This is a genomic window from Shigella sp. SIG6, from assembly GCF_053555815.1.
In genome coordinates this window covers 1-12,159 of record NZ_JBQZXC010000108.1, presented here as the reverse complement: position 1 = coordinate 12,159, position 12,159 = coordinate 1, and the positions used below count along the sequence as shown (strand labels likewise).

The window sequence follows — 12,159 nt, the reverse complement described above, 5'->3', positions numbered from 1 at the left end:
TCTTTTCTGTTTATATAGAGTGAGCACGGCTATTTATGTTATTTTAACAACTATTACTACCAAGCCCATTTATCTGGCTTATAAATTAAAATTAATTATTTAATTGAGAAATGGTTAGGGAGAACCTACATGGCCATAAGCATCAAGGGTGTTAATACCGGTGTTATTCGCAAGAGTAATAATTTCATTGCACTGGCGCTGAAAATTAAAGAACCTCGCAATAAAGAATCGTTGTTCTTTATGTCTGTCATGGAACTGCGCGACCTGCTGATTGCGCTGGAAAGTCGTCTGCATCAAAAGCATAAACTGGATGCTGCTGCACGCCTTCAGTATGAGCAAGCTCGCGATAAAGTCATTAAGAAAATGGCAGAAAACATCCCAGAAATTCTGGTTGATGAGCTTAAAAATGCCGATATTAATCGTCGGGTTAACACGCTGGAACTTACCGATAATCAAGGCGAAAATCTTACCTTCGTATTAACGCTACATGACGGTAGCAAATGTGAGTTAGTCGTCAATGAGTTGCAGATTGAAATGCTGGCGCGAGCAATCATTCATGCAATTAATAATGCGGAAATGCGTGAACTGGCATTACGTATTACCTCACTGTTAGATTTCCTGCCGTTATACGACGTTGACTGCCAGGACAATGGCAATCTGGAATATGACACCTATTCCCAACCGGAATGGAAACATAACTTGTTCGACCATTATCTGGCGGTGCTTTACCGCTTTAAAGATGAAAGTGGCAAAGAACAATTTAGCGGCGCAGTGGTGAAAACGCGTGAAGCAACGCCGGGTAAAGAAATAGAGGCGATCACTCGCCGAATGCTTGATTTCAGCCCACGACTGAAAAAACTCGCGGGTGTGCCATGTCAGGTCTATGTTCGCACCGTAGCGGCGAATAACGCCCAACCGCTAACCCAGGATCAATGCTTACGCGCGCTGCATCACTTACGTGTACAATCCACCAGCAAAACTGCACCACAGGCGAAATAATCTCATCTTTGCTAATGCGAGGCTGGAGCCATCCAGCCTGAAATGACTGATAACGTGATCGTTGGTCATGCCGGATGCGGCGTAAACGCCTTATCCGGCCTACAAATTCTCAAGCATTCAATCAGTTGCAATGCCTGCTGTAGGCCTGATAAGCGAAGCGCATCAGGCAATAATACGTTTGTCACCCAGCCTCTGGATCACATCAGTTCGGGCACTTATAAACCTGACCGATAATCTGGCTATCCGTCGGGACAAAACTGGACAACATTCCCTGCGACGGGCTGCTGATGCCATAAATCACGTTACCGCCCATTGCAGCCGCCTGGTTGCGCAGATCGTTTGCTGCGCCGCGCATAGAACCGCCCTCTTCTCCGTGTTGCCCGGAAAGCCAGTTGCTTTGCTTACCTGTCGCAGTACCAATCAGCTGGCACTCTGCGCCTGGCTGCTCGTCCACAATGCGTACACTCTGACCGGCAGCACTCAATTCGTTGCTGGAGCTACAACCCGCCATCAGTAGCGCGGCACCGACAATCCCTGCTAAGTATTTTACGTGCATGTTATTCCCCATAATCAATGAGCTGGACGCCACTCGCGTCGTCCGTGTCTGAATCTTATACTAGAAAGATGACCAAAAGAAAAACCCCCAGACATTTCTGCCCGGGGGTTTGTTTATTTCTGCGAAGTGCAGGGCAATTACATCATGCCGCCCATGCCACCCATACCGCCCATACCGCCAGCAGCGCCTAAGTCAGCTGCATCGTTTTTCGGCAGGTCGGTAACCATGCATTCGGTGGTGATCATCAGGCCAGCCACAGAAGCTGCGTACTGCAGAGCAGAACGGGTTACTTTGGTTGGGTCCAGGATACCCATGTCGATCATGTTGCCGTATTCTTCGGTTGCTGCGTTGTAACCGTAGTTGCCGTCGCCGCCTTTAACGGTGTTAGCAACAACAGACGGTTCTTCGCCGCAGTTCAGGACGATCTGACGCAGCGGAGCTTCCATTGCACGCAGTGCAACTTTGATACCCACGTTCTGGTCTTCGTTCTGACCACGCAGGTCAGCCAGTTTAGACGCTACGCGGATCAGCGCAACACCACCACCAGCAACCACGCCTTCTTCTACCGCAGCACGGGTCGCGTGCAGGGCATCTTCAACGCGTGCTTTTTTCTCTTTCATTTCAACTTCGGTAGCAGCACCTACTTTGATAACTGCAACGCCGCCTGCCAGTTTCGCTACGCGCTCCTGCAGTTTTTCACGGTCGTAGTCAGAAGTTGCTTCTTCAATCTGCTGACGGATCTGAGCAACACGGCCCTGGATTGCAGCTTCTTCACCCACGCCATCGATGATAGTGGTGGTGTCTTTGTTGATCACAACACGTTTAGCCTGACCCAGGTCTTCCAGGGTTGCTTTTTCCAGCTCCATACCGATCTCTTCAGAGATTACGGTACCGCCAGTCAGGGTTGCGATATCCTGCAGCATAGCTTTACGACGATCGCCGAAGCCCGGAGCTTTAACCGCAGCAACTTTCACGATGCCACGCATGGTGTTAACAACCAGAGTTGCTAGCGCTTCGCCTTCAACATCTTCAGCGATGATCAGCAGCGGTTTGCCTGCTTTGGCAACAGCTTCCAGAACCGGCAGCATTTCGCGGATGTTGGAGATTTTCTTGTCAGCCAGCAGGATGAACGGGCTTTCCAGTTCTACTGCGCCAGTTTCCGGCTTGTTGATGAAGTAAGGAGACAGGTAGCCACGGTCGAACTGCATACCTTCAACCACGTCCAGTTCGTCCTGCAGACCGGTACCGTCTTCAACGGTGATAACGCCTTCTTTACCGACTTTGTCCATCGCTTCAGCGATCAGTTTACCTACGGTTTCGTCGGAGTTAGCGGAGATGGTACCAACCTGAGCAATCGCTTTAGAATCAGAGCACGGTACGGACAGCGCTTTCAGTTCTTCAACTGCAGCGGTAACCGCTTTGTCGATACCACGTTTCAGGTCCATCGGGTTCATGCCCGCAGCAACAGCTTTCAGACCTTCAGTGATGATAGCCTGAGCCAGTACGGTTGCAGTGGTGGTACCGTCGCCTGCAGCGTCGTTCGCTTTGGAGGCAACTTCTTTCACCATCTGCGCACCCATATTTTCGAACTTGTCTTCCAGTTCGATTTCACGAGCAACGGAAACACCATCTTTGGTGATGGTCGGTGCACCGAAAGATTTATCCAGAACTACGTTACGGCCTTTTGGACCGAGGGTAACTTTCACTGCATCTGCCAGTACGTTTACGCCGCGCAGCATTTTCACACGAGCGTCGTTACCGAATTTTACGTCTTTAGCTGCCATTATCTTTATTCCTTAAATTCGTATGTTCAGTGTCGTGCGCGGATTACGCTTCAACAATTGCCAGAATGTCGCTTTCGGACATGATCAACACTTCTTCATTGTCGATCTTCTCGGATTTCACACCGTAGCCATCGTTGAAAATAACGATGTCGCCAACTTTCACGTCCAGCGGCTTCACTTCGCCATTTTCAAGGATACGGCCATTGCCGACAGCCAGCACTTCGCCGCGGGTGGATTTAGCCGCTGCAGAGCCGGTCAGAACGATGCCGCCAGCAGATTTAGTTTCAACTTCTTTACGCTTGACGATCACGCGATCATGCAATGGACGAATATTCATTGATAACTCTCCTTTGAGAAAGTCCGTATCTGTTATGGGTGACGCCGGAGCTTACGTGGTTTCCCGGCTGGTGACCAGAGAAATGGGGATGAGGCTTCGCCCCTTCAAGGGGGAAAAAGAAAAAAAATTCTGATCAGCACAAAATCGGGTGAAAACCCTGATTCACCTCACATTTCATCGCAATTTCTTCATCGCCGTCATAAGCGAATCTGATTGTGCTACCATCGAAAATCTACGCAGTTGCCCAAAATTTGGGCGCAATCGGATATCAACCCATGAGTGGACTCAAACAAGAACTGGGGCTGGCCCAGGGCATTGGCCTGCTATCGACGTCATTATTAGGCACTGGCGTGTTTGCCGTTCCTGCGTTAGCTGCACTGGTAGCAGGCAATAACAGCCTGTGGGCGTGGCCCGTTTTGATTATCTTAGTGTTCCCGATTGCGATTGTGTTTGCGATTCTGGGTCGCCACTATCCCAGCGCAGGCGGCGTCGCGCACTTCGTCGGTATGGCGTTTGGTTCGCGGCTTGAGCGAGTCACCGGCTGGCTGTTTTTATCGGTCATTCCCGTGGGTTTGCCTGCCGCACTACAAATTGCTGCCGGATTCGGCCAGGCAATGTTTGGCTGGCATAGCTGGCAACTGTTGTTGGCAGAACTCGGTACGCTGGCGTTGGTGTGGTATATCGGTACTCTCGGTGCCAGTTCCAGTGCTAATCTACAAACCGTTATTGCCGGACTTATCGTCGCACTGATTGTCGCTATCTGGTGGGCGGGCGATATCAAACCTGCGAGTATCCCCTTCCCCGCGCCAGGAAATATCGAACTTACCGGGTTATTTGCTGCGTTATCAGTGATGTTCTGGTGTTTTGTCGGTCTGGAAGCATTTGCCCATCTTGCCTCGGAATTTAAAAATCCAGAGCGTGATTTTCCTCGTGCTTTGATGATTGGTCTGCTGCTGGCAGGATTAGTCTACTGGGGCTGTACGGTAGTCGTCTTACACTTCGACGCCTATGGTGAACAAATGGCGGCGGCAGCATCGCTTCCAAAAATTGTAGTGCAGTTGTTCGGTGTAGGAGCGTTATGGATTGCCTGCGTAATTGGCTATCTGGCCTGCTTTGCCAGTCTTAACATTTATATACAGAGCTTCGCCCGCCTGGTCTGGTCGCAGGCGCAACATAATCCTGACCACTACCTGGCACGCCTCTCTTCTCGCCATATCCCGAATAATGCCCTCAATGCGGTGCTTGGCTGCTGCGTGGTGAGCACGTTGGTAATTCATGCCTTAGAGATCAATCTGGACGCTCTTATTATTTATGCCAATGGCATCTTTATTATGATTTATCTGTTATGCATGCTGGCAGGCTGTAAATTATTGCAAGGTCGTTATCGACTACTGGCGGTGGTTGGCGGGCTGTTATGCGTTCTGTTACTGGCAATGGTCGGCTGGAAAAGTCTCTATGCGCTGATCATGCTGGTGGGGTTATGGCTGTTTCTGCCAAAACGAAAAACGCCGGAAAATGGCATAACCACATAATCCGGCGTTTCGACATTAATCCTGGCGATCGTCTTTATGATCAAGGCGGTCGCGGTCATCATCCTTTCGCTGATACTCACCATCAAAAGTATTACCGCCACCGGTCCCGGCGCTAAAACCGCCGCCTGGCATGCGAGAAAAGCGCAAATGTGGCATCAACTTCACTGTCAGATGCTTTTGCACCGGCGGCAATAAAAGCAGAAGACCGAGGAAGTCGGTGAAAAAGCCCGGTAATAAAAGCAGCAAACCGGCAATAATCAGCGAAACACTTTTAATCATCTCCGCCGCAGGGTTTTCACCCGCCGCCATTTTTTGCTGCATCAGCACGAAATTCTTAAAGCCCTGGTTACGTACCAGTGACATACCGATAACTGACGTGAATATAACCAGCACGAGGGTCAGCAATACCCCCAATACATGGGCAACCTGAATAAAGATTGAAATCTCAATATAGACATAAAGGAAAATGGCAATAAAAGGTAACCAGCGCAAAGGTTTCTCCTGTAATAGCAGCCGGTTAAACCCGGCTACCTGAATGGGTTGCGAATCGCGTTCAGCTTATATTGTGGTCATTAGCAAAATTTCAAGATGTTTGCGCAACTATTTTTGGTAGTAATCCCAAAGCGGTGATCTATTTCACAAATTAATAATTAAGGGGTAAAAACCGACACTTAAAGTGATCCAGATTACGGTAGAAATCCTCAAGCAGCATATGATCTCGGGTATTCGGTCGATGCAGGGGATAATCGTCGGTCGAAAAACATTCGAAACCACATATATTCTGTGTGTTTAAAGCAAATCATTGGCAGCTTGAAAAAGAAGGTTCACATGTCAAACAACATTCGTATCGAAGAAGATCTGTTGGGTACCAGGGAAGTTCCAGCTGATGCCTACTATGGTGTTCACACTCTGAGAGCGATTGAAAACTTCTATATCAGCAACAACAAAATCAGTGATATTCCTGAATTTGTTCGCGGTATGGTAATGGTTAAAAAAGCCGCAGCTATGGCAAACAAAGAGCTGCAAACCATTCCTAAAAGTGTAGCGAATGCCATCATTGCCGCATGTGATGAAGTCCTGAACAACGGAAAATGCATGGATCAGTTCCCGGTAGACGTCTACCAGGGCGGCGCAGGTACTTCCGTAAACATGAACACCAACGAAGTGCTGGCCAATATCGGTCTGGAACTGATGGGTCACCAGAAAGGTGAATATCAGTACCTGAACCCGAACGACCATGTTAACAAATGTCAGTCCACTAACGACGCCTACCCGACCGGTTTCCGTATCGCAGTTTACTCTTCCCTGATTAAGCTGGTAGATGCGATTAACCAACTGCGTGAAGGCTTTGAACGTAAAGCTGTCGAATTCCAGGACATCCTGAAAATGGGTCGTACCCAGCTGCAGGACGCAGTACCGATGACCCTCGGTCAGGAATTCCGCGCTTTCAGCATCCTGCTGAAAGAAGAAGTGAAAAACATCCAACGTACCGCTGAACTGCTGCTGGAAGTTAACCTTGGCGCAACAGCAATCGGTACTGGTCTGAACACGCCGAAAGAGTACTCTCCGCTGGCAGTGAAAAAACTGGCTGAAGTCACTGGCTTCCCATGCGTACCGGCTGAAGACCTGATCGAAGCGACCTCTGACTGCGGCGCTTATGTTATGGTTCACGGCGCGCTGAAACGCCTGGCTGTGAAGATGTCCAAAATCTGTAACGACCTGCGCTTGCTCTCTTCTGGTCCACGTGCCGGCCTGAACGAGATCAACCTGCCGGAACTGCAGGCGGGCTCTTCCATCATGCCAGCTAAAGTAAACCCGGTTGTTCCGGAAGTGGTTAACCAGGTATGCTTCAAAGTCATCGGTAACGACACCACTGTTACCATGGCAGCAGAAGCAGGTCAGCTGCAGTTGAACGTTATGGAACCGGTCATTGGCCAGGCCATGTTCGAATCCGTTCACATTCTGACCAACGCTTGCTACAACCTGCTGGAAAAATGCATTAACGGCATCACTGCTAACAAAGAAGTGTGCGAAGGTTACGTTTACAACTCTATCGGTATCGTTACTTACCTGAACCCGTTCATCGGTCACCACAACGGTGACATCGTGGGTAAAATCTGTGCCGAAACCGGTAAGAGTGTACGTGAAGTCGTTCTGGAACGCGGTCTGTTGACTGAAGCGGAACTTGACGATATTTTCTCCGTACAGAATCTGATGCACCCGGCTTACAAAGCAAAACGCTATACTGATGAAAGCGAACAGTAATCGTACAGGGTAGTACAAATAAAAAAGGCACGTCAGATGACGTGCCTTTTTTCTTGTGAGCAGTAACTTAAAAATAACAATCTAATATCAACTTGTTAAAAAACAAGGAAGGCTAATATGCTAGTTGTAGAACTCATCATAGTTTTGCTGGCGATCTTCTTGGGCGCCAGATTGGGGGGAATAGGTATTGGTTTTGCAGGCGGATTGGGGGTGCTGGTTCTTGCCGCAATTGGCGTTAAACCCGGTAACATCCCGTTCGATGTCATTTCCATTATCATGGCAGTTATCGCCGCTATTTCTGCCATGCAGGTTGCTGGCGGTCTGGACTATCTGGTTCATCAGACAGAAAAGCTGCTGCGCCGTAACCCGAAATACATCACGATCCTCGCACCGATCGTGACCTATTTCCTGACTATCTTTGCTGGTACTGGCAACATCTCTCTGGCGACACTGCCAGTTATCGCTGAAGTTGCGAAGGAACAAGGCGTTAAACCTTGCCGTCCGCTCTCTACTGCAGTGGTATCCGCGCAGATTGCGATCACTGCATCGCCAATCTCAGCGGCAGTGGTTTACATGTCTTCCGTGATGGAAGGTCATGGCATCAGCTACCTCCATCTGCTCTCCGTGGTCATCCCGTCCACCCTGCTGGCGGTTCTGGTGATGTCCTTCCTGGTCACTATGCTGTTCAACTCTAAACTCTCTGACGATCCGATTTATCGCAAGCGTCTGGAAGAGGGCTTGGTTGAACTGCGCGGTGAAAAGCAGATTGAAATCAAATCCGGTGCAAAAACGTCCGTCTGGCTGTTCCTGCTGGGCGTAGTTGGCGTGGTTATCTATGCAATCATCAACAGCCCAAGCATGGGTCTGGTTGAAAAACCGCTGATGAACACCACCAACGCAATCCTGATCATCATGCTCAGCGTTGCAACTCTGACCACCGTTATCTGTAAAGTCGATACCGACAACATCCTCAACTCCAGCACCTTCAAAGCAGGTATGAGCGCCTGTATTTGTATCCTGGGTGTTGCGTGGCTGGGCGATACTTTCGTTTCCAACAACATCGACTGGATCAAAGATACCGCTGGTGAAGTGATTCAGGGTCATCCGTGGCTGCTGGCCGTCATCTTCTTCTTTGCTTCTGCTCTGCTGTACTCTCAGGCTGCAACCGCAAAAGCACTGATGCCGATGGCTCTGGCACTGAACGTTTCACCGCTGACCGCTGTTGCTTCTTTCGCTGCGGTGTCTGGTCTGTTCATTCTGCCGACCTACCCGACGCTGGTTGCTGCGGTACAGATGGATGACACGGGTACTACCCGTATCGGTAAATTCGTCTTCAACCATCCGTTCTTCATCCCGGGTACTCTGGGTGTTGCCCTGGCCGTTTGCTTCGGCTTCGTGCTGGGTAGCTTCATGCTGTAATGATCAATCGCGGGGCGTTCACGCCCCGCTTTCTTTCCCGCCGACTAACATCCTTCCCCCGTCCGTTGTATAGTGACCTCTCTCTTGCGGTTCCATCTGTTCTTGCGAGGTGTTTATGCTTGATGAAAAAAGTTCGAATACCGCGTCTGTCGTGGTGCTATGTACCGCACCGGATGAAGCGACAGCCCAGGATTTAGCCGCCAAAGTGCTGGCGGAAAAACTGGCGGCCTGCGCGACCTTGATCCCCGGCGCTACCTCTCTCTATTACTGGGAAGGTAAGCTGAAGCAAGAATACGAAGTGCAGATGATTTTAAAAACTACCGTATCTCACCAGCAGGCACTGCTGGAATGCCTGAAGTCTCATCATCCATATCAAACCCCGGAACTTCTGGTTTTACCTGTTACACACGGAGACACAGATTACCTCTCATGGCTCAACGCATCTTTACGCTGATTCTGCTACTTTGCAGCACTTCCGTTTTTGCCGGATTATTCGACGCGCCGGGACGTTCACAATTTGTCCCCGCGGATCAAGCCTTTGCTTTTGATTTTCAGCAAAACCAACATGACCTTAATCTGACCTGGCAGATCAAAGACGGTTACTACCTCTACCGTAAACAGATCCGCATTACGCCGGAACACGCGAAAATTGCCGACGTGCAGCTGCCGCAAGGCGTCTGGCATGAAGATGAGTTTTACGGCAAAAGCGAGATTTACCGCGATCGGCTGACGCTTCCCGTAACCATCAACCAGGCGAGTGCGGGAGCGACGTTAACTGTCACCTACCAGGGCTGTGCTGATGCCGGTTTCTGTTATCCGCCAGAAACCAAAACCGTTCCGTTAAGCGAAGTGGTCGCCAACAACGCAGCGTCACAGCCTGTGTCTGTTTCGCAGCAAGAGCAGCACACCGCGCAATTGCCCTTTTCCGCGCTCTGGGCGTTGTTGATCGGTATTGGTATCGCCTTTACGCCATGCGTGCTGCCAATGTACCCACTGATTTCTGGCATCGTGCTGGGTGGTAAACAGCGGCTCTCCACTGCCAGAGCATTGTTGCTGACCTTTATTTATGTGCAGGGGATGGCACTGACTTACACGGCGCTGGGTTTGGTAGTTGCCGCCGCAGGGTTACAGTTCCAGGCGGCGCTACAGCACCCATACGTGCTCATTGGCCTCGCCATCGTCTTTACCTTGCTGGCGATGTCAATGTTTGGCTTGTTTACTCTACAACTCCCCTCTTCGCTGCAAACACGTCTCACGTTGATGAGCAATCGCCAACAGGGCGGCTCACCTGGCGGTGTGTTTGTTATGGGGGCGATTGCCGGACTGATCTGTTCACCATGCACCACCGCACCGCTTAGCGCGATTCTGCTGTATATCGCCCAAAGCGGGAACATGTGGCTGGGCGGCGGCACGCTTTATCTCTATGCGTTGGGCATGGGCCTGCCGCTGATGCTAATTACCGTCTTTGGTAACCGCTTGCTGCCGAAAAGCGGCCCGTGGATGGAACAAGTCAAAACCGCGTTTGGTTTTGTGATCCTCGCACTGCCGGTCTTCCTGCTGGAGCGAGTGATTGGTGATGTATGGGGATTACGCTTGTGGTCGGCGCTGGGTGTCGCATTCTTTGGCTGGGCCTTTATCACCAGCCTACAGGCTAAACGCGGCTGGATGCGCGTGGTGCAAATAATCCTGCTGGCAGCGGCATTGGTTAGCGTGCGCCCACTTCAGGATTGGGCATTTGGTGCGACGCATACCGCGCAAACTCAGACGCATCTCAACTTTACACAAATCAAAACGGTAGATGAGTTAAATCAGGCGCTCGTTGAAGCCAAAGGCAAACCGGTGATGTTAGATCTTTATGCCGACTGGTGCGTCGCCTGTAAAGAGTTTGAGAAATACACCTTCAGCGACCCGCAGGTGCAAAAAGCGTTAGCAGACACGGTCTTACTTCAGGCCAACGTCACGGCCAACGACGCACAAGATGTGGCGCTGTTAAAGCATCTTAATGTCCTTGGCCTACCGACAATTCTCTTTTTTGACGGACAAGGCCAGGAGCATCCACAAGCTCGCGTCACGGGCTTTATGGATGCTGAAACCTTCAGCGCACATTTGCGCGATCGCCAACCGTGAACGACACTTGCAGTGGGAAAGACGGAGGAAAATAGCGTGCAACGTGAAGATGTACTGGGAGAAGCCCTGAAATTATTAGAATTACAAGGGATTGCCAACACCACGCTGGAGATGGTTGCTGAACGTGTGGATTATCCACTGGACGAGCTACGCCGCTTCTGGCCAGACAAAGAGGCAATCCTCTACGATGCGCTGCGTTATCTTAGCCAACAGATAGATGTCTGGCGTCGTCAGCTGATGCTGGACGAAACGCAAACCGCCGAACAAAAGCTGCTGGCACGTTATCAGGCGTTATCGGAGTGCGTTAAAAACAACCGCTATCCGGGCTGTCTATTTATCGCTGCCTGTACGTTTTATCCCGATCCTGGCCACCCTATTCATCAACTGGCCGATCAGCAAAAAAGCGCGGCCTACGATTTCACCCACGAACTGTTAACCACGCTGGAAGTTGACGATCCGGCGATGGTAGCAAAGCAGATGGAACTGGTGCTGGAAGGCTGTTTAAGCCGAATGCAGGTGAATCGTAGCCAGGCGGATGTCGACACTGCACATCGGCTGGCGGAAGATATCCTGCGCTTCGCCCGCTGCCGCCAGGGTGGTGCATTGACCTGACAGAAACACAGAAAAGAAGCGATTTGACGCAATCTTAAGCAGTTGAATCGCTTTTACTGAAATTAGGTTGACGAGATGTGCAGATTACGGTTTAATGCGCCCCGTTGCCCGGATAGCTCAGTCGGTAGAGCAGGGGATTGAAAATCCCCGTGTCCTTGGTTCGATTCCGAGTCCGGGCACCAAATTCATATCAACGGACCTCCACGGAGGTCCGTTTTTCGTTTCAGGACGCCACGATTTAAGCGTTCTGCCTCCAAATCAATTCTACCGAACTCAACCAGATTCTCCCCACATCACCAGCAATTTGCGAGCATATCCCAATTTGGGAAAATTTGTTCCTGAGCTATAGCACTAACTGACGTGAAATGTCGTGCGGCCCCGTGATGCTGTTGAACGTCAAATGACGTCATCAGGAGCGTAACGTATCCATAAAGCACAACACCGGTCTGAACGCCGACTGATGAGATTTTCTGAATGAGAACAAAGAGAAATGTGTCAGTCCGCTTGCTCATGCAAAGACTAACAATC

General features: G+C 50.3%; 11 protein-coding genes and 1 tRNA gene. 8 read left to right on the top strand and 4 right to left on the bottom strand.

Annotated features, from left to right (window positions below):
• The first annotated feature begins 129 nt into the window (after window positions 1-129).
• Window positions 130-999, top strand: a complete 870-nt coding sequence (locus ACUU1M_RS15590; RefSeq protein WP_001008046.1) for a YjeJ family protein — start codon at window positions 130-132, stop codon at window positions 997-999.
• A gap of 202 nt (window positions 1,000-1,201) precedes the next feature.
• Here ACUU1M_RS15590 and ACUU1M_RS15585 read toward each other — a convergent pair whose 3' ends face one another.
• From ACUU1M_RS15585 to ACUU1M_RS15575, 3 genes are all read right to left on the bottom strand, one after another.
• Window positions 1,202-1,555 (bottom strand): DUF4156 domain-containing protein, encoded by a 354-nt coding sequence (locus ACUU1M_RS15585; RefSeq protein WP_000558209.1) that lies wholly within the window; start codon window positions 1,553-1,555, stop codon window positions 1,202-1,204.
• A 137-nt stretch (window positions 1,556-1,692) separates the two neighbouring features.
• Window positions 1,693-3,339, bottom strand: a complete 1,647-nt coding sequence (gene groL, locus ACUU1M_RS15580; RefSeq protein ID WP_000729117.1) for a chaperonin GroEL — start codon at window positions 3,337-3,339, stop codon at window positions 1,693-1,695.
• A gap of 43 nt (window positions 3,340-3,382) precedes the next feature.
• Complete coding sequence (locus ACUU1M_RS15575) at window positions 3,383-3,676, bottom strand: co-chaperone GroES (RefSeq protein WP_001026276.1); 294 nt, start codon at window positions 3,674-3,676, stop codon at window positions 3,383-3,385.
• 275 nt (window positions 3,677-3,951) lie between these two features.
• Here ACUU1M_RS15575 and yjeH point away from each other — a divergent pair, with 275 nt between their 5' ends.
• Window positions 3,952-5,208, top strand: coding sequence for an L-methionine/branched-chain amino acid transporter (yjeH, locus tag ACUU1M_RS15570; protein ID WP_000015826.1), 1,257 nt, complete (start codon window positions 3,952-3,954; stop codon window positions 5,206-5,208).
• A gap of 15 nt (window positions 5,209-5,223) precedes the next feature.
• On the opposite strand, the gene ACUU1M_RS15565 is transcribed toward yjeH, so the two are convergent.
• Window positions 5,224-5,700 (bottom strand): FxsA family protein, encoded by a 477-nt coding sequence (locus ACUU1M_RS15565; protein WP_001267445.1) that lies wholly within the window; start codon window positions 5,698-5,700, stop codon window positions 5,224-5,226.
• Window positions 5,701-6,036: 336 nt separating this feature from the next.
• Here ACUU1M_RS15565 and aspA point away from each other — a divergent pair, with 336 nt between their 5' ends.
• The 6 genes from aspA (at window position 6,037) to ACUU1M_RS15535 (ending at window position 11,813) form a co-directional block, all read left to right on the top strand.
• A complete protein-coding gene (gene aspA, locus ACUU1M_RS15560; RefSeq protein WP_000069437.1) occupies window positions 6,037-7,473 on the top strand; it encodes an aspartate ammonia-lyase in 1,437 nt (478 codons plus the stop codon).
• 117 nt (window positions 7,474-7,590) lie between these two features.
• Window positions 7,591-8,892, top strand: a complete 1,302-nt coding sequence (gene dcuA / locus ACUU1M_RS15555; protein WP_000961959.1) for an anaerobic C4-dicarboxylate transporter DcuA — start codon at window positions 7,591-7,593, stop codon at window positions 8,890-8,892.
• 115 nt (window positions 8,893-9,007) lie between these two features.
• A complete protein-coding gene (gene cutA, locus ACUU1M_RS15550) occupies window positions 9,008-9,346 on the top strand; it encodes a divalent cation tolerance protein CutA (protein ID WP_000883406.1) in 339 nt (112 codons plus the stop codon).
• Window positions 9,322-11,019, top strand: coding sequence for a protein-disulfide reductase DsbD (dsbD, locus tag ACUU1M_RS15545; RefSeq protein WP_000068936.1), 1,698 nt, complete (start codon window positions 9,322-9,324; stop codon window positions 11,017-11,019). Before cutA ends, dsbD begins: the two co-directional genes overlap by 25 nt.
• 36 nt (window positions 11,020-11,055) lie before the next feature.
• The gene (locus tag ACUU1M_RS15540; RefSeq protein WP_005077313.1) at window positions 11,056-11,631 is read left to right on the top strand and encodes a transcriptional regulator; all 576 of its coding nucleotides are present in this window, start codon (window positions 11,056-11,058) and stop codon (window positions 11,629-11,631) included.
• 106 nt (window positions 11,632-11,737) lie between these two features.
• A tRNA-Phe gene (locus ACUU1M_RS15535) sits at window positions 11,738-11,813 on the top strand.
• Window positions 11,814-12,159: the final 346 nt, after the last annotated feature.

Bases quoted from the DNA above. Each gene is read 5' to 3' on its own strand.
- ACUU1M_RS15590 (WP_001008046.1), top strand. From the start codon at position 130: ATGGCCATAAGCATCAAGGGTGTTAATACCGGTGTTATTCGCAAGAGT.
- ACUU1M_RS15585 (WP_000558209.1), bottom strand. From the start codon at position 1,555: ATGCACGTAAAATACTTAGCAGGGATTGTCGGTGCCGCGCTACTGATG.
- groL (WP_000729117.1), bottom strand. From the start codon at position 3,339: ATGGCAGCTAAAGACGTAAAATTCGGTAACGACGCTCGTGTGAAAATG.
- ACUU1M_RS15575 (WP_001026276.1), bottom strand. From the start codon at position 3,676: ATGAATATTCGTCCATTGCATGATCGCGTGATCGTCAAGCGTAAAGAA.
- yjeH (WP_000015826.1), top strand. From the start codon at position 3,952: ATGAGTGGACTCAAACAAGAACTGGGGCTGGCCCAGGGCATTGGCCTG.
- aspA (WP_000069437.1), top strand. From the start codon at position 6,037: ATGTCAAACAACATTCGTATCGAAGAAGATCTGTTGGGTACCAGGGAA.
- dcuA (WP_000961959.1), top strand. From the start codon at position 7,591: ATGCTAGTTGTAGAACTCATCATAGTTTTGCTGGCGATCTTCTTGGGC.
- cutA (WP_000883406.1), top strand. From the start codon at position 9,008: ATGCTTGATGAAAAAAGTTCGAATACCGCGTCTGTCGTGGTGCTATGT.
- dsbD (WP_000068936.1), top strand. From the start codon at position 9,322: ATGGCTCAACGCATCTTTACGCTGATTCTGCTACTTTGCAGCACTTCC.